The sequence below is a fragment of the uncultured Bacteroides sp. genome, from assembly GCF_905207245.1.
Taxonomy (GTDB): domain Bacteria; phylum Bacteroidota; class Bacteroidia; order Bacteroidales; family Bacteroidaceae; genus Bacteroides.
Genome location: NZ_CAJLKP010000006.1, coordinates 82,585 through 101,876, shown reverse-complemented (window position 1 = coordinate 101,876; position 19,292 = coordinate 82,585). Strand labels below are relative to the sequence as shown.

8 protein-coding genes are annotated in these 19,292 nt (G+C 44.9%); 5 read left to right on the top strand and 3 right to left on the bottom strand.

Annotated elements, in window-relative coordinates; genetic code table 11:
- Window positions 1–35 precede the first annotated feature (35 nt).
- From QZ135_RS03530 to QZ135_RS03520, 3 genes are read right to left on the bottom strand one after another with little or no spacing between them, the layout of a single operon-like run.
- Window positions 36–1,016: a glycoside hydrolase family 43 protein gene (locus QZ135_RS03530; protein WP_294605985.1), complete on the bottom strand. Its 981-nt coding sequence runs from the start codon at window positions 1,014–1,016 to the stop codon at window positions 36–38.
- Between the two features lie 5 nt (window positions 1,017–1,021).
- Window positions 1,022–3,004, bottom strand: a complete 1,983-nt coding sequence (locus tag QZ135_RS03525) for an alpha-L-arabinofuranosidase C-terminal domain-containing protein (RefSeq protein WP_294605983.1) — start codon at window positions 3,002–3,004, stop codon at window positions 1,022–1,024.
- Between the two features lie 26 nt (window positions 3,005–3,030).
- On the bottom strand, window positions 3,031–4,518 hold the full coding sequence (locus tag QZ135_RS03520) for an arabinan endo-1,5-alpha-L-arabinosidase (RefSeq protein ID WP_294605981.1): 1,488 nt from the start codon (window positions 4,516–4,518) through the stop codon (window positions 3,031–3,033).
- Window positions 4,519–4,688: 170 nt separating this feature from the next.
- Here QZ135_RS03520 and QZ135_RS03515 point away from each other — a divergent pair, with 170 nt between their 5' ends.
- From QZ135_RS03515 to QZ135_RS03495, 5 genes are all read left to right on the top strand, one after another.
- Entirely contained in the window at window positions 4,689–8,951 is a 4,263-nt protein-coding gene (locus tag QZ135_RS03515; protein ID WP_294605979.1) for a hybrid sensor histidine kinase/response regulator transcription factor, read from the top strand.
- 366 nt (window positions 8,952–9,317) lie between these two features.
- A complete protein-coding gene (locus QZ135_RS03510) occupies window positions 9,318–11,162 on the top strand; it encodes a LamG-like jellyroll fold domain-containing protein (RefSeq protein ID WP_294605977.1) in 1,845 nt (614 codons plus the stop codon).
- A gap of 74 nt (window positions 11,163–11,236) precedes the next feature.
- Window positions 11,237–14,302: a TonB-dependent receptor gene (locus QZ135_RS03505; protein ID WP_308757941.1), complete on the top strand. Its 3,066-nt coding sequence runs from the start codon at window positions 11,237–11,239 to the stop codon at window positions 14,300–14,302.
- A gap of 4 nt (window positions 14,303–14,306) precedes the next feature.
- On the top strand, window positions 14,307–16,061 hold the full coding sequence (locus tag QZ135_RS03500; protein ID WP_294605973.1) for a RagB/SusD family nutrient uptake outer membrane protein: 1,755 nt from the start codon (window positions 14,307–14,309) through the stop codon (window positions 16,059–16,061).
- A 21-nt stretch (window positions 16,062–16,082) separates the two neighbouring features.
- Window positions 16,083–19,292, top strand: a complete 3,210-nt coding sequence (locus tag QZ135_RS03495; protein ID WP_294605971.1) for a TonB-dependent receptor — start codon at window positions 16,083–16,085, stop codon at window positions 19,290–19,292.

Sequence of the window (19,292 nt, the reverse complement as noted above, 5' to 3'; positions counted from 1 at the left end):
TTAACTAACCTAATCTCTAATTCTAATCTCTGATCCTATTGTATTCCTTCTGTTGTCATCTGAATGCGCTTCATGGTTCCATCTTCATTATAATACAGGCGATCAATGCATACAGAACGCCTATAACTTCCTCCTGCGGGATTAATTCCGCCATTGTGATAGATGAAGTACCAGTCGCCTTTAAACTTGATGATGGCCTGATGATTGGTATTTGAATTACCGGCTATTTCATTCAGTATTCCTTTATATTCCCAAGGCCCGGTAATACTACGGCTCATTGCATAACAAATCTTCTCGGGAAACTCAGATGCGTAAGAAAGGTAATACCAGTCGCCGCGCTTATGTATCCAAGGAGCTTCCGTAAAACGAGGCAGATCTACATAAACAATCGGACCATCCAGTTCAATCATATTCTTTTTCAATTTAGCATAATAGCACTGGGTATTGCCCCAATACAGATAAGCTTGTCCGTCATCGTCTATAAAGACTGTCGGGTCTATATCATCCCAAAAGATTTTGGTTCGCTCTGTGGTCATATCATTGGTAATTAAAGCAGAGCCACGGGCATCGACAAAAGGCCCGAGTGGTGAATCGGCAACAGCCACACCGATAGACTTTCCGGGAACATCCTTATGCTCCACAGTGACATACCAATAGAACTTACCATCGCGCTCAATAACCTGACTTGCCCATGCTTCCCCCTTCGCCCAGGAGAAATCTTTTGCTTTCAAGGGCACAGGATGCTCTGTCCATGTCTTCATGTCAGATGAAGAAAAGACACACCAGTCATTCAAAAGATAATGCTCAGCCGGTGGCGGGCACTCATCATGTCCGGCATAGATGTACACCTTACCATCATGCACCATCGCACCGGGATCAGCCGTATATTTATATTTAATGATCGGATTACCGTCGGCTACAAAAGTGGTATCTTTTTGTGCTGATAGCCCTTGCGAGGCTACCAGTACAAAAGAAATCAACCAAAATCTAACCTTATTAACTCTAAATCTATCCATTAGTTTTATCCTTTTTTGAAAATATAAACAGCAAATGTCTTCGGTTCCAACTCTACACTCAACACTTGACCATCAATGGATACCGAAGTTTCCTGAGGCTGAATAGCAGACGGCTGCTCAATCGTATTGTCTTTGTCAGGATCAGCCGAACGAAGCTTGATGCAACGTCCACCGGACAGTACATCCTGTTTCTTCAATCCTTCAAACTTCAATGACAGAGGTTGGGATTTATCAGAAGTATTGGCAACCTTTACTATAATTTCATTCTTATCCTTATCATAGACCGCACTTGCAAACAGTCCGTTCTGGCCTTCGGCACCTGTTACAGGCTTCTTGTTCATCGTTAAAGAAAGCACATTAGTGCCCTTGTGATGCCCGTAGAGTTGCTGTACATAGTAACTTACAGTACGAACAGAGTTGAGATTATCAAACCAGATCATATCCGGACGCCATTGCCAGCCTTCCACATGAGCAAACAAAGGAGCATAAGTGGCCATGTGTACAATATCCGCATTGCGCTCCAATCCGGTCATAAATGCGGCTTCAAGCAGAGCGGCATTGAAATGGTTCCATTTCTTACCCTTACCATGGCAAGCATATTCTCCTGCAAACACTTTCGGACCTTTACGATCATAGTTATCATAACGTGCCCCCTCATTCAGGAACCAGTTTTCGGGACGATAGAAATGTTCATCCACCAAGTCAACTTTCAGGCGTTTCATTTCCGGCCATAGATATTCGAATTGTTTTCCTTCAGAATCCGGACCGGAGCTTCCAATAATCTTGATATCCGGATAGGCTTTACGAATAGCCTTGATAAACGGTTCGAGGTGCTCCGGATATTCCGGTCCCCACTGCTCATTGCCTATACCAATGAATTTCAGGTTGAACGATGCAGGATGTCCCATATCGGCACGCAGTTTTCCCCATTTCGTGGTCACATCCCCATTGGCAAATTCTATCAGATCAAGAGCATCCTGCACATAGCTATCCAAATCGCAAACAGCCACGTGTGCCTCTGCATTAGAGTTCTGGAACTGGCAAGACAGACCACAACTCAACACAGGAAGCGGCTCTGCTCCTATTTCCTCCGAAAGTTGGAAGAATTCAAAGAATCCCAATCCATAGCTTTGGAAATAATCGGGATAAAAACGATGCGGGAAAGTATATTCCCAACGGTTCTCATTCAACGGGCGGTTCTCTACCGGACCTACAGACTTCTTCCAGTCATAGCGTGTAGCTAAATCTGTTCCTTCTACAATACATCCGCCGGGAAAACGGAACACACCCGGCTTGATATCAGCCAAAGCTTGCGCAAGGTCTTTACGCAAACCATTCTCATGTCCTTTCCACGTATTGACCGGGAAGAGAGATACATGTTCCAGATCAACCGTCCCCTTTGATGCCAGGAAAATGCGAAGAGTCGCTTTCGGATCAGTTACACCTGGTTTTAGGATAACCTGATACTTTTTCCATTCTTTTGAATCAATCACCAACGTCTCAGTGGCAAAAGCATGGTGCTCACCCATAGATTTGGTATCTACAAGCTCGATACGGATTTTTTCGGATGTTCCGCCTTGAGGTAAACGTGCCCATACAGAGAAACGATACTCCTCTCCTGCTTTTACACCGATACCGAAGAAACCTTCATTATCCAGTCCCGTATGCTTATGCGGATGCCCCGGGTCAGCCAGACGAACATAGTGCGGATTCCTTTCAAAAGGACCGTCATCTTGAAGCGTTACATTACCAAAGGTTTTCCATCCCATCAGATGTTGCGGGAATTCAAACGAACGATTCTTCACTAACTCGGCATAAAGTCCGCCGTCAGCGGCATAATTGATATCCTCAAAGAACAACCCATACATAGTAGGCTGAATCTCTGCGCCTAATTTCTTGGTTTGTATCACAAACTCATTGGTTTGTGCCTGAAGCGCCATACCTGCAGTAAGGGTTAGCGCTGCCAATAATCCAGTGTATCTTTTCATGGTTTCAAAATAAAAATTATAATTGGTTATTTAGTTCTTTTTCCCCATACGGAACGCCCACGACTATCCAAGCCTGTAAAGAGAACCGTTTCTGTTTCATTCTCCCAGTCGTGCCCTGCAAACACAATCAGGTTCTTCACCACTTCTCCGTCCAGTGTCAATTGTAAGGATTGGTCTTCTTTGGCAAAATCCCAGGTTCCTTTATCCTCTCCTAAGTTTCCATCTTTTTCCAGATATAAGAAGTGGGACATATTCCATTCTTCATCTTGCAGTTCGCCTTCGCCCCACAATATCTGTCCGGCTTCCAGTTGGCGCTCATACAGGGGTTCCTGTACGCGGATAATTTCCCACTCGCCCGCTAAATCCTCCGCAGAGAACTCTCGAGGATTAGTACCTGCGTAGCGTTCAGGCGATACGACAGGCCATCCATCTTTAGTAAAAAAGACTTGTCGCACATGGAGATCCATCATCTGGTTTTGTGGTGACAAACGTCCCTGATGAGCCATGAAATATTGTCCGTCATCTGAAGTGAATACTGCACAATGCGCTGTACCGGCCCAACCCGGATGGTTCTTGAAACGATAAGGAGCTGTCAAGATAGGAAAGTTATTCGTCGTATCTTTCAACTCTTTGCCGAAGTAATCAATGAACGGACCTTCCGCTTTGTCTGAACGCCCCACACGTACATTGTAGGTTGTCATCAACGGATCATAGGATACAAACAGATAGTATTCTTTCAAATCTGGATTATAGATAATTTCCGGAGCTTCCAGATTATCCTTTTTATAATTGGCGCGACGGGCTACCAGATGTCCCCTGTCACCATCCAGCATAGGAAGACCGGTTTCCGGATTCAGTTCCACACAATACAGGCCACCGAAGAATGAACCGTAATGCATCCACCATTTACCGGTTGAAGGGTCTACAGTAATACTGGGATCAATAGCATTCATGGCTGTCGTATCATCTGTCTTAACAGCACACCCAGCCAACGTCCAAGGACCTTCAGGAGACTCCGACTCAGCCAGTCCGATATAGGATGTTTTACGTCCGAAAGCCGACACACAATAGTATAGCCTATACTTATTATTATAGGGAATGATATAAGGTGCCCAGATATTTGTCGCCCCATGCCCTCCTGCATGAGAGCGCACCCACTCCACCGCCTCCTGCGGAATCTCGGGCAATGCCCAGCCCAGAAATTCCCAATGCACCAGGTCTTTGGAACGGCGCATCTGAATAAAGCCCAAAGGCACACCCTTTTCTTTTGCCTCTTTACGATTTTCCCGGAAGATGGCATCCGTGGAATACATATAATAATAGTCGCCTATCTTACGGCAAGATGGGTCATGTACGTTGTAGGTTCCCCATGATTGATAATTCTCCATGGGAGATAGTGAAGAGTAATCATCTGCCCACGGATTAGGTGAAGCAGTAGGGGTAAAAACAGAAGAAGTGCAGCCGGCAAACAGGCTGCTCATCAGCAGTACAGCTACGTGTAGTAAGTTTCTCATAATATCAGCAAATAATAAATTCTGTTGCAAAAATACGCCCCGTCGGATGTCAGAAGGTGGACAAATGGACATTTAAGGTGGACAATCAAACAATTCCGGTAAAAAAGCGCATTATGTATTTTAGAAATAACGGATATTCTTCTAACTTTGCTATAGTAATACGAAACAATATGAAAAGTCACTCCTTTATATACCTTATTATATATAGCTGTTTTATAATGTCGATGTCGTTACAGGCTCAAGAACATTTTGCAGACCGATACAATGTTTCTTACATCACTATGGACGATGGGTTACCTCATAATTCCATTGACGACATTTATAAAGACACCTATGGTTTCCTATGGATATCCACTGCCGGAGGCGGACTGTCACGCTATGATGGCTATGAATTTATTCATTTCAACCCCAATACTCCTCACTGCAAACTCAAGAGTAACTTTATCCACAATGTATATGAAGACAGATTCCACCGTCTTTGGATTGTATCCGAAGGAGGCACAGATATTATCGACTTATCTACTCTACAATCTGTAGTGCCCAATGATCCTAAAGGACTTTTGCCCCGCTTTATAAATCAACCCACCTATATCGTCATTCTCGATTCGCAAGGTTGCATCTGGCTGCAATGCGACAATGCACTTCACCGGATATCCTTCAATGCCGAAGGTGACATCGATACATTATCCACATTAGATTTACCCGAACTATCTGAACCTGACCTTATATTAAAAGATATCGACGAAGATGGTAAGATATGGACCGGCATTAATGGCACTATCTATAAAATCTCCCCGACACCACAAGGGCAGTTAGAAAAAAGTTCCATATCAGAGCAACTAACTTTTTGGCCTGGCATATATTTTAAGGACATGATAGCCAAAGAAAATGAAGTCTGGATAGCTACACACATAGGACTGTTTCGCTATAACAAAAACAACAATACAAGAAAACTCTACGAAAATATCCAAAGTGACCCTCATTCTTTATCGCAAAATTATCTGACCAATCTTGCCATTACTGATAATAAACAGTTGATTGCAGGAACTTTGCGCGGAGCTAACATCTACAATCCTATTACCGATAACTTCGAACGCTTTACTCATAGTTCAACCGGTAACAGCCTGTTGAACAGTAACTTTATTAATTGTATAAGAGTAGACGGGCAGCACATTTGGTTCGGTACTGAAAGTGGTGGAATTAATAAACTGACTCCGAAGCGCTTGGTAATACACAATTACCAACATGATAAAGAAAATCCCGCAAGCCTGTCCGACAATCCGGTAAATGTCATTTATGAAGATAAGGAGGGCAGTTTGTGGGTAGGCACAGTAGAGGGAGGACTGAATCTGAAAAGACAAGGAAGTGAACAGTTTATTCATTACAGATGGGAACGTGGTGAGATAAGTCATAACTCAGTAAGCAGTCTTGTCAATGACAATCAGGGCCGATTATGGGTAGGCACCTGGGGCGGTGGAATCAACATAGTGAACCCTAAAGCACCGAATCGCCCCCTTCAAGTAATATACACACATCCTGAAACCGGATTTCCATTATTCTTCATAGCAGTACTCGTTTATGATCCTACCAATAATGGGATGTGGGTAGGCGCCAATCGAGGTCTCTTTTTTTATGATATGGCAACTCAAAAGTTCATTTCCCCTTTTGCTAACCGTATGGCAGAAAACGTTCGTGGTTGCCTCGGCGCCATTATCGACAAAGAAAATAAGCTGTGGGTAGGTTCTACGGAAGGGGTCTACATCATAGATCTTAATTCCCGGTCTCCCCAGTCAAAGGAAGGAGAATTCCAGTATCGTCACTTAAACTATAAGCTCGATAATCCCCAATCGGGACTGATAGAGAAAATCAGTTGCTTTTGCGAAGCTAAAGATGGTACATTATGGTTGGGCAGTAATGGATATGGCATATATAAACGGATAATTGATAAGCAAGACAAAGAAAAATTCATATCTTATAATACAGGTCAAGGCTTAATCAACAACAATGTACGAAGTCTGGAAGAAGATGTCAATGGAAGTATCTGGATAGGAACTAATAACGGACTTTCCTGCTTCCACCCAAACGAGAACCGCTTCACCAATTACACCAAACAAGATGGTTTTCCGGATGCACAATTCTATTGGAATGCCTCATACCGTTCTTCCGATGGTACACTCTATTTCGGCAGCGTAGCAGGACTGACAGCCATCGATAGCAATCTGCCTGTTGTTACTGTTCAACCTGCCAACATACGCTTCACGCGGTTGAGAATCGGAAATGAGAACATCTTGCCCGGCAATAAATATCTGCCCAAAGACATTGCCGTAACTCAGGAAATAAAACTCCATGAAAAAGAGAAGTCCTTCTCGTTGGAATTCTCCGCCTTGAATTTTGAACCGGATAATACAGCCACTTATAGCTACCGCCTACTTGGTTTTGAAGACAAATGGGTACAAGCCCCCGGAAACAGACGGTTTGCAAGTTATACCAACCTGCGTCCGGGTAACTATACCCTGCAAGTGAAATATACACCTGATGGAGGAGACGGGACAGAGAACATGGCAGAGCTAAAGGTCACCATCCTACCCTATTTTTATAAAACAACTTGGTTCATATTGCTTCTTGTGGTTTTGGCACTACTTGCCACTTGGCAAACTTACCAATGGCGCATACGAAACTTCAAACGCCAGCGGGAATTCTTACACCGCACCGTGGAAGAACGCACCTACCAACTGGAACAGCAAAAACTATTATTAGAAAACCAGACCGAAGAACTCTCCCGACAGAACAGGATGCTGACACTGCAAAATGAGAAAATCACCCGGCAAAAAGCACAATTGAGCCGTATGGCACGCAAAGTACAAGAACTGACATTAGACAAGATAGCTTTCTTCACTAACATAACGCATGAATTCCGGACACCGATAACTTTAATTATCGGTCCTATCGAGCGTGCACTAAAACTAAGTTATAACCCGCAGGTAATAGAACAGTTAAACTTCGTGGAACGTAACTCCAAATATCTGCTATCTCTTGTCAACCAACTGATGGATTTCCGGAAAGTAGAATCCGGTAAGCTTAATATCGTTACGACAAAAGGTGACTTTGTGAGTTTTATACATTCATTGCTTACTCCTTTTGAAGTATTTGCCGGAGAACGGAATATTTCAATAAAACACTATTTCCACATGAAAAGTTCCGAAATCTTCTTTGATGAAGAAGCAATGCACAAGGTTATTACCAATCTGCTAAGCAACGCCATCAAATTCACACCGGATGGCGGAAGCATATCCATATATATAGCCACTCTTCCAGCCAAAGACGATAAAGAAGAAACACTTTATCTCTGCGTCAGTGACACGGGAACAGGTATTCAGGAGCAAGACACCGCACAAATATTCAACCGTTTCTATCAATCCAAGAAGCAAGCGAAATATCCTGTATACGGTCAAACGGGTACAGGAATCGGGTTATATCTTTGCAAACGCATCGTGAAGATGCACGATGGAGAAATCTGCGTTCGTAATAACCATACTATCGGCTGCTCCTTCCGCATCCTACTCCCACTTCCAAAAGAAGAAAACATAAGCGACCAACTTATCGTTGAGAACAATATACCACCGGCAGCAACAACGGAAAAGAAAGAATTACCCAAAGAACGGCTGACCCTGACCATTCTTGTAGTGGAAGATAATGCAGACATGAGAGGATACATTCGTTCCATTCTCCGTGATTATTATAATGTGCTCGAGGCTACCAATGGTGCAGAAGCCCTTGATGTATTAAACAATCAGTCTGTAGATTTTATCATCAGCGACCTGATGATGCCCGTAATGGATGGTATAGAACTATCACGCCGGGTCAAAGAGACATTTAGTATTTCACATATTCCTTTCCTGATGCTGACTGCTAAAACATCGCCGGAAACCCGGCTGAAAAGTTACCGCACGGGCGTAGACGAATATCTGCTAAAACCTTTCGATGAAGCTCTGTTACTGACCCGTATCGAAAACATCCTGGATAATCGCAGACGCTACCAACGAAAGTTCAAGACGGACATGGACGTGGAAGCACTGAATATAGAGGAGGAATCCGGTGACAAGAAATTCATCAACCAAGTGATGGAAGCTATAAAAGAACACTATAAAAACCCTTACTTTGAAGTGAGTGATTTCAGTGAGGCCGTCGGAGTCAGCAAAAGCCTGCTGAATAAAAAGCTTCAAAGCCTCATCGGGCAATCAGCGGGACAATTCATACGTAACTACAGATTAAACACTGCCCGGGAACTACTCCTCAAAAACCGGGAAACCAAACAGATGAATATTGCTGAAATAGCATATGAAGTAGGCTTTAATGATCCCAAATACTTTGCCCGTTGTTTCAGCAAGCAATTCAATATGACACCCAGTGAACTGATGAATAACGAGGAATAGGGACTGCGTTACTGTAACCTTACTACTCTTCTTTTTTTAGGTCCTCACCAAGATTGTACGAGTTGTACAACTGGCGCAGCCTGAGTTGTACGACTGGAGCTGCACGAGTTGTACAACTCGTACAATCTTGGTAGGCATCATAAAAAACAAAGGTAGTAAGCTGACGAAGCTGTACAAGCATCTTAAAAGAACTCATATAAGTCAATCACTATAATAATTGTAATTTCTACACTTATATACTCATTTGTCCACCTCTAATATTCGTTTGTCCACCTCTAAAAGCATGTATGAGTGTACTTTTGCATCACTACTCTACATCACAAGTAAAGTAGAATAACTAATTGTTAAACCAATAATATCTGTATTATGAAGACAAGAAAGTGGCCGACACTCATGCTGACGGCATTTACAGTCCTTTCATTTTGGGCCTGCGAGGATTGGGGGCAAATGGATCCTCCGGCAGGAAATCAGAAAACTCCCAAATTAGAGCAAGTCGCGAAGATTACTTTTGAGGATAAAGATTTTGATCCTCAAAGTCTCAACTATTATGCCTACGAAGGCGGAGACATAGCTGAGATTGAAGCCGACGATGTACATGGCAAAGTACTTCACCTACCTAATGGTTATGCCCGCATGTTCAATCCGCTGAATAAAGTGGAAGTACAGAATGGCGTGTCACTGACATTCTGGGTGAAGCAGGAACTCCGCATCGATGAAGAAACGAAGGAAGAATTGGAACCGGACTTGGTTGGTGCCCTCTTTTCTTTCCAAAACAGCAACGGCACACAGCGCATGTTTCTCACCTCCAACGGCTGGCTGAAGTATGAAGGTGTGGATGGTGAATACGAGGTCAACAACCCCGAAACGAACAAAGTATCCAAAAATCCATTGCTGCTACCTGCCGGAGAATGGCACTACATGGCCATTACTATCCGCAATGACGGTTATAGCATCTATGTGGATGGCAAACAACGTATCGATAAAACTGTAGAGAAATCAAACTTTGACTTCGGAAAGATTGTACAGTTCATGGCCAGTACACCTTATATATATATAGGTTATGGTTCAGATACTCCCACTCAAGAAATGTGGATAGATGATATCGCAATTTACCGCAATCAAATTACCGACAGCCAATGCCAAATGCCGAACATAGGAGAGGGAGCATTCGAATATCTTGTGGGCGACCCCATCATCACTGTAGGTGCAGAAGATAATTCAGCAGCTTGGTGGACAGTATTCTCCAATTATTTCAGGATGCCCGCCGACGGCAACATGAAATTCAAATTCACCAACTACACCAGCGGTGCTGGCAACTGGAACAACTGGTGCTTCTGTCTCTGTACCGATGCCGAGCGGGATGGCAATGGTTATGCCGAATACTTTGTTATCCGCTCCGACCTTTACGGATGGGGTGACAGTTATGCCTCAGGTACATGGACTAATGAGGGCTACGGTGACTGGGATGCATTCCGTGCTGACATGCAAGGTGCAGAAGTGACTGTAACTGTCCAACGCAACGGAGCAACGGCAACTGTAGAGGCAGTAGCCAAAGCCATCAACGGCAACGTATACAAAGAAACTTTCACCACCACTTGCGGTGACGGTACACAAGTAGTCCGCGGCTTCTTTATAATGGACGGCTCACACATAGTATTCGACACTGAAGAAACCGCAGCGTTGACCACAGTGCCACTGACAAAGACTACTATTGGTGCCGAAGACTGTTCGTCTGCCTGGTGGACGGAATTCTCAGACTATTTCCAGATCCCCGTCGGACAGAATCTGCATCTCGAATTCGAGAACCATACCAATGGTACCGGCAACTGGAACAACTGGAATCTCTGCCTCTGTACCGATGCCGAGCGGAATGGCAATGGTTATGCCGAATCGAGGATGCGGTTCTCCGATCTTTACGGATGGGGTGACAGTTATGCCTCGGGTACATGGACCAGCGAGGGTTACGGTGACTGGGATGCTTTCCGTACGGACATGGAAGGAGCCACAGTAGCCATCGACATCCAGCGTAACGGTGCTACGGTAACCACCACTGCGGTAGCTACCAGCAAAAATGGCAATATATATAAAGAAGCTTTTGTGACAGACTGCGGTGATGGAAACCAGACAGTACGGGCATTCCTTATCGTGGATGGAGCTCATCTCAAGATGGATAATTCAAATTGCTATCTGTACACTCCGTTATTCAAGTAATAACCTCATATAAACAAGAATATATTATGGACAATAAAACAATCACAATATCAACAGCCCCACGCTTGGCGAGTATGCTGCTGGCATTCGTCTTCCTACTGGCAGGACAAATGCTGTTCGCCCAGTCAAAGCAAGTTACAGGTGTCATAAAAGACGTCACCGGAGAAACTGTCATAGGTGCCAGCGTAGTTGAAAAAGGTACTACCAATGGTACTATAACAGATTTTGACGGAAACTTCAAATTAACAGTAGGCGACAAAGCCGTATTGCAAATCTCTTTCGTCGGTTATCAGACGCAAGAAATCAACACGGCAGGCAAGACTTCTTTTGTCGTGACATTGAAAGAAGACTCAGAGATGCTGGAAGAAGTTGTGGTAGTAGGATATGGCGCACAGAAAAAGGAAAGTGTTGTGGGAGCTATCTCGCAAGTATCTTCCAAGGAGTTGCTCCAATCTCCTGCCGCCAACGTATCCCAAGCCATTGCCGGTAAAATATCAGGTGTCATCACATCACAGACTTCCGGCGCTCCCGGTTCGGATGATACACAAATCTATATCCGTGGTCGTGCTACATTTGCCGGTGATGCCCAACCGCTTGTATTGGTAGATGGCGTGGAACGTGAATTCTCACAGATAGCCCCGGACGATATTGAAACTATTTCAGTATTGAAAGATGCTTCGGCAACAGCCGTTTATGGTGTACGTGGCGCAAACGGCGTTATGTTGATTACGACCAAACGTGGTAGAGAACAGAAACCTGAAGTAAGCCTGACCGCCAACTGGCAGATACAAAGCCCAACGCGTACGGATACTTACCTGAACTCTTACCAGTCTGTCAGCCTGCTGGAAGAAGCCCTCGCCAACGACGGACTTCCTTCACAATTCTCTGCCAACGACCTGGAAATGTATCGCAGATCGGTTACCGGCGAATTGAGCGGCTTAGAGGCAATGCTATATCCCAATGTAGACTGGTATGATGAGGTATTGAAGAGTTCTTCTCCCGCACAACGTTATAACGTCAGTGTACGTGGCGGTACAAAGCGTATGCGCTATTATGCTTCCGGTGAACTATACGACCAAAAAGGGTTGATTAAGAATTTGAGTAATGACAAATATGGCAATTCTTCAAGCCCAAGCTTCCGTCGTTATGCATTCCGCGCTAATATGGACTTGTTCCTGACGAAAGATCTGACTTTCTCTGTCAACTTCGGTACTCGTTTTGAAGAACGTAAAGGTTCCAATACGACTGAAAGATCTGATTATAGCCAGATATTCTATGAAATGAACCACACCCCCGGATGGCTTTTCCCCGTATCTACAGTAGTACAAAACGGTGAAAGACAGGAAACCATCTATGGCGGTAGCTCACAGTATCAGAAAAACATCGTAGCATCCCTGGCCAAAGGCGGATATTATAAAGCTACGAATACCATCAATGAAACCAACTTCATCCTTGATTACAAGATGGACTGGCTGACTGAAGGATTAAGCGTAAAGGGTATGGCTTCATTCGACTATAACTCCTACGACAAAACCCTTTACCAGGCCACTTTCGCCACTTACGAGCTGAACAACCGCGATGATTTCGGAAATATCGATGCTTACAACCGCTTCGATGCTGATGGCGAATTAGCAGGTAGCAAAGATTCTTACACAATCTATAAGCTTTACATGGAAGCGCAAATCAACTATGCTCGCAAGTTCGGCAGACATGATGTAACAGCTATGGTGCTCTACAATCAAAATGACTATCGCTACAGAGCTGATCTTGCCAAGCGTTATCAAGGTCTTGTAGGTCGTGCCACTTATGGCTACGACGATCGTTATCTGGCAGAGGTTAACTTCGGTTACAACGGTTCGGAAAACTTCATGAAAGGCAAACGTTTCGGTTTCTTCCCCGCTTTCTCTTTAGGTTGGCGCATCAGTAATGAATCTTTCATGGAGAGTACTAAGGAGTGGCTAAACAATCTGAAGTTGCGTGCTTCTTACGGTCAGGTAGGTAACGATGTATATACCGTAGGCGGAGTGGCACAACGCTTCCTCTATGAAGAGAAATGGAGCCAGATCAGCAATGACTATATTTTCGGCACCAGTGGTAAGTCCGGCATCTACGAAACTCAATATCCTAACTATGCCGTTACTTGGGAGCGTGCCCACAAGTACAATATCGGTTTGGAGTTCGGATTGTGGAACGGATTGCTGAACGGTAACATCGACCTTTTCTATGAAAAGCGTAACGATATCCTGACCAACTATCTGACGCGCCCGGAATGGGTAGGCGTAACAATGGCTGCCGGTAACTTGGGTGAAACCGTAAACAGCGGTTTCGAGATTGAGTTAAAGCACAACAACCGTATCGGCGAAGACTTTTCATACAACGTCGGCCTGACATTCTCTCATGCCAAGAATGAAATTAAGAACATGGACGAGCCCGCACTGAAAACAGACTATCGCAAGCGCGAAGGTCATCCTATCGGTCAGTACTACGGACTGGTATGCGACGGCTTCGTAACTGCCGCCGACGTGGCTGATCCTAATTTCCCGACATCGACCTTTGGTAATGTACAGGTAGGCGATTTGAAATATCGCGATATGAATAATGATGGTTTTATTGACGAACGAGACGAAACATTCATCGGCTATAGCGATGTGCCCGAAAACACATATGCACTCACCTTGGGATGCAATTACAAAGGTATCGGTTTCAGCGTAATGTTCCAAGGCGTCGATCACGTAAGCCGTTATTATGATGCAGAAGCTATGTATGCCTTCGTCAGTGGCGGTAAAGTGAAAGAACACCATCTGGATCGTTGGAATCCTACTAAATCGGAATCCGAGAATTTGGCAAGTGCCAAATATCCATTGCTGCACTACGATAGTTACGGTGACCACAACCAGCGCCAGAACTCCTTCTTCCTGAAGAACGGTGCTTTCATGCGTCTGAAGAACATTGAGTTGAGCTATACATTGCCTGCCAAATGGGTAGAAAAAGTAGGCATGAGTGACTGCCGCCTCTACGTAAACGGTAACAACCTCATCACTTGGGATCATCTGGATGATCTGTGTGACCCGGAAAGTAACGGTTCCAACCGCTATCCGATTATGAAGACTGTGAACTTTGGTGTAAACATTAAATTCTGATAAAATGAAGAAGACATTATTATATGGCATATTTGCCCTGAGCATCGCCTCTGCCACACTTACTTCCTGCGAAGATATGTTTGGAGGCTTCCTTGACAAGCAGCCCAGTAATGAGTTGACGGGCGAAGAAGTATTCAGCGACTGGAACCTGATGTTACAGTTCCATTACGATACCTACAACTTTCTGCGCCACGGTGCCTGCCGCATCAATAATTCATGGCTGGATGCCGCTACAGACCTGGCAGAAACCAGTTACGCGACCGGTGGCGTGCGTACTACATTCAACATAGGTAATTATTACGGCAGCGGTGGCGCATCCGAACTAAGCGGTACTTGGGAACATTATTACCGTGGTATTCGCAAATGCAACATGATACTTACGCGCATAGAAAGCGTCCCCAAAAATATAGACCTGAAAGAAGATGAGTATATCAAACACAAAACTTATATCATCTCTGAAGCGCGTTTCTTGCGTGCTTGGTTCTATTGGGAACTCTTCCTGCGTTACGGTCCTATTCCTATAGTAACGGAGGTACTCGACCCTAATGGTGATTTATTGAGTAATTATACAACCCGTCCAAGTATAAAGGAATACGTTGTTGACTTTGTTCTAAAAGAACTGAGCGAATGTGAAGAAGGCCTGATGGTTTATAAAGACGCTTCAGACCAAGATGTTGCAGGACGTATCGGACAACCTATGGCTCGCGCGCTTTATAGCCGTATTATGCTGTATATGGCAAGCCCGCGCTACAGTAGCGAATCAAGCATCACGTGGCAACAGGCAGCCGATGCAGCAAAAGGTTTCATCGAAACCTACGGCGGTAACTACTCGTTGATGCAAGGTACGGACTCAAAGACAGCATTAACCAATGCCTGGTTATTGACTCCATATGAAGAAAGCAATAAAGAAATGATTTTCTATCGCAATGATGGAACCATCTCATGGAATAACATTCGCTATGATGTCCCGGTAGGTGAAGGAGGCAGTGGTGGTCTCTGCCCGTCCCAAAACCTAATAGACATGTATGACATGATTGACGGTAGTTCTCCTTTTCAGGAGTACGACGAAACCGGAGCCCCAGTTTATAACGGGGTTAATCCGAGCATCAACGCCGCAAGTGGTTACAGCGATGCCAACATGTGGGCTAATCGCGACGGACGTCTGGCAGCTTCCATTCTTTATAATGGCGTATCCTGGGGGAATGGTGTAATCAATGTTGTCAAGGGACAGCGTGATAATCCTGTAGGAAATGCTAACGCTACCCCGACCGGCTATTATGTACGCAAATACATGCCGGAAACCATCCTGAGTGCAAACCATAGCGGTAATTCACGTCGTCTCTGGACTATCATCCGCTATGCGGAAATTCTGCTGAATTATGCCGAAGCACTGAATGAAGTGCAAGGTCCTTGTAAGGAAGTATACGACCAACTCGACCTGATTCGGCATCGCGCAGGCATTACCGGCAATGTTGCCGACCGTACAGATCTGAACACCAAAGAGAAGATGCGCAACTTCATCCGCAAAGAACGCACGGTAGAATTGGCATTCGAAGAACATCGCGCATGGGACGTACGCCGCTGGAATGTAGCGGAAGAGGCATTGGGACGCAATATCATCGGTATCGATGTAGCTGCCAATGGAACCATCACCCGCAAAGTGGCCCAAAAACGCGTGTTCCAAAAGAAGATGTACCTCTATCCTATCCCTGAAGGTGAATACTGGAAAACAGGAATTGAAAACAATCCGGAATGGTAATCCTTAAATCAAATATAGAATATGTATAATTTGAATCATATCATAAAGAAAATGACCGGAGCAGGCAAAGCCTTGCTGCTGGTAACTTTACTCTTTGCCACCGGCGCTGTCTGGGCACAGAACACACAGACGTTGAAAGGCCGTATTGTGGACACGGAAGGCAATCCTATTGCCGGAGCCGTGGTGAATGTGGCCGAAGAAAGCCGCATCGTCCTCTCCGACGAGAACGGGTACTTCAGTTTGAAGAATGTAAGAGCGTCGGATGAAATATGCATCAGCAGCGTGGGATATAAAAATGCACAAGTAGCGGTAGACTTTAATGAAGGTTTCAAGATTGAACTGGAATCAGACCTTGACGAATACCTCCACACCACTCCTGTGGCATTCGGGCGCAAAGCCAAAAAGCTGGTTACCGAATCAACCTCTGTAGTAACCGGTGAAGAATTGCAAAAGCATCCTATCACAGTGCTTCAGAATGCATTCACCTCTACCGTTACCGGTATGGAAACTTACGAATGGTCCAGTGAACCGGGATGGACGGAAACAGCCATGTATATACGTGGTATCCGTACCATGAATACCGGTGCACGTGCCCCGCTGGTTATGGTGGATAATATGGAACGTGACCTTTCTTTCCTCGACGCGTTCCCTATTGAGAACATCACCATCCTGAAAGATGCTGCCGCCACTGCAATTTACGGCATGCGCGGTGCCAATGGTGCAATCCTGGTAACTACCAAACGCGGTAGCGCCGGAAAGACGAATATCGACTTCACGCAGGAGGTAGGTTTCCAGATGTTGAGTAACAAAATGGAAAACCAGAATTCTTATAACATGGCTCTGACACGCAACCGGGTGAAATATTTGGATGGTCAGGATCCCATGTACACCGACGAACAGATTGAAATGTACCGCCGCGTATGCAACGGAGAAACACTGGAAGGTATCGATCAATACAGATACTTCAATACCAGTTGGGCCAACGAACTTTATCGCGAAACAGCTCCTATGTACAAGACTAACCTGCAAATCAGTGGTGGTAACGAACGTGCCCGCTATTATGTTTCATTCTCTTACCTCCGTCAGGAAGGCATGTGGAATGACAAGTGGACTAATTACAACGAGAACTACAACACCGGTCATACATTGAACCGCTGGAACTTACGTTCGAACATCGATATTGATGTAACCAAGCACCTCAACGTATCTCTTGACTTAGGTGGACGTATCGACAACATTACCCAGCCCACAGAAGGTGTGTTCAATTTAACTACATTTGGAGTTGTCGAAGCCAACCCTATGGAACCGGTATTCACACCGAATGGTCAGATCTACGCCTCCAGTACCGCTAACAATGCAGGTCGCTACCTCGCCGCTTCGGGTCAGGAAAAGAACCGTCGTCGTAATTTGTATTCTACATTGAACGTCAACGGTGATTTAAGCCCCATATTGAAAGGTCTGAAAGTGAATGCAACCATTAGTTTTGACTCCTATGAAACGTTCGAATCCACTCAAAGGAACAGTGTAAATTCATATAACTATGATTATATGAATATGGATGTAACCGATCCGTCACAATTCAAATATACGCAGTACACCACGTATTCCGCATTGAGTGATCCGACTCCTAACCAGCGTGAGTTCTACTACAATCTGAACTTGATGGGAGGTTTAGGTTACAGCAACAAATTCGGTCAACACACCGTTGAAGCCCGCGCATTCGCTCGCGCTTACCGTAACCAATCGAACGGATATGCATCTTCCAACCGTTATCTTTCATACAACGGACAAGTAACTTACGACTACGCCAACCGTTATATCTTCTCCGGAAACATCTCACGCATGGGTTGTGATAATTTCAGGGAAGACCAACGTTGGGGAACTTTCTACGGTGCATCCGCAGGTTGGGTAGCTTCCGAAGAGCCCTGGCTGAAAAATAAGAATATCAACCTCTTGAAACTTCGCGCTTCTTACGGCCGTGCCGGACAATCCACCACAGGCGGGGGTCGTTATGCTTATCAAAATACGTATGGTTCCGCTACTGGTTACGGTTTTGGATATTCCGGTTCTTACATCAACGGATTTGCGGAAACAATGGCTGGTAACGCCAATAACAAATGGGAAATCTCGGACATGCTGAATATCGGGTTAGACTTCGACTTCTGGAATAAAAAGATCTATGGTTCGGTAGATGCTTTCCAAGAATGGCGTTCTAACATTCTGGTTACTCGCACCAGTGTACCTTCCCTCTTGGGAATCTCTGTTGCACAAGACTCATACGGAAAAGCTGAAACGAAAGGTTTTGAAGTTACACTCGGACATCGTCATCATATTGGTGATTTCAACTACTATATTGAAGGTATGTTAACCTACAATACGAATAAGATTACTGAAATGGACGAAACAGAACCTAACGTGGAATGGCAACGTAAAACAGGCAACCGTATCTATGACTACACTTCTGTAGCCGGCCTATACGAAAGCTCATTCAACAACGGTGTCGGCGGTTGGAACCGTTACAAATTCATTCAATGGGCCAGCGACGCCAACCTGATTGCAACCAGCCAGCAGGATGCTATTGACCATCCGGAAAAATATCCGTATAATACAGCCTCCAATGGTGCACAGAAACTCGGTACAGCCGTATTCAAAGACTTGAATGGCGACCGCCAGATTGACTCTAACGACATGATACCGGATACATACACCATTATCCCCGAGTTGATTCCGACCCTTAACTTCGGTTTCGAATGGAAAGGTTTCGATGCCCGTGCCGTATTCACCGCTTATCTGAACCGTGATGTATTCTTGTCTCCGGCTGTTGCCTGGTCAGGATGGGGTAATCAAGGTACCCACGAAGTGGTAAAAACATGGGGTTACTATACTGACGATCCGCTTGATTCGCGCAACGTGAATGCAACCTATCCTCGTCCTACTTACGGTAGTTATAATGCCATCGACAGTGACCGCGATACGGGAACTTATCAGAATGACATTTGGATTGTAAATGGCAACTTCTTGTCACTCCGCAACGTCGAAGTAGGTTATTCATTACCCAAACGGTTGATTGCAAAGGCCAACCTGACCAAGTGCCGTCTCTACTTCAGCGGATATAACCTCTGCACATGGAGCAGCGTACCCGATGGTTGTGACCCGGAAAAGCCGATGAGCTACGTATGGTGGTATCCAAAAACCCGGACATTTACATTCGGTATAAACATTGGTTTCTAA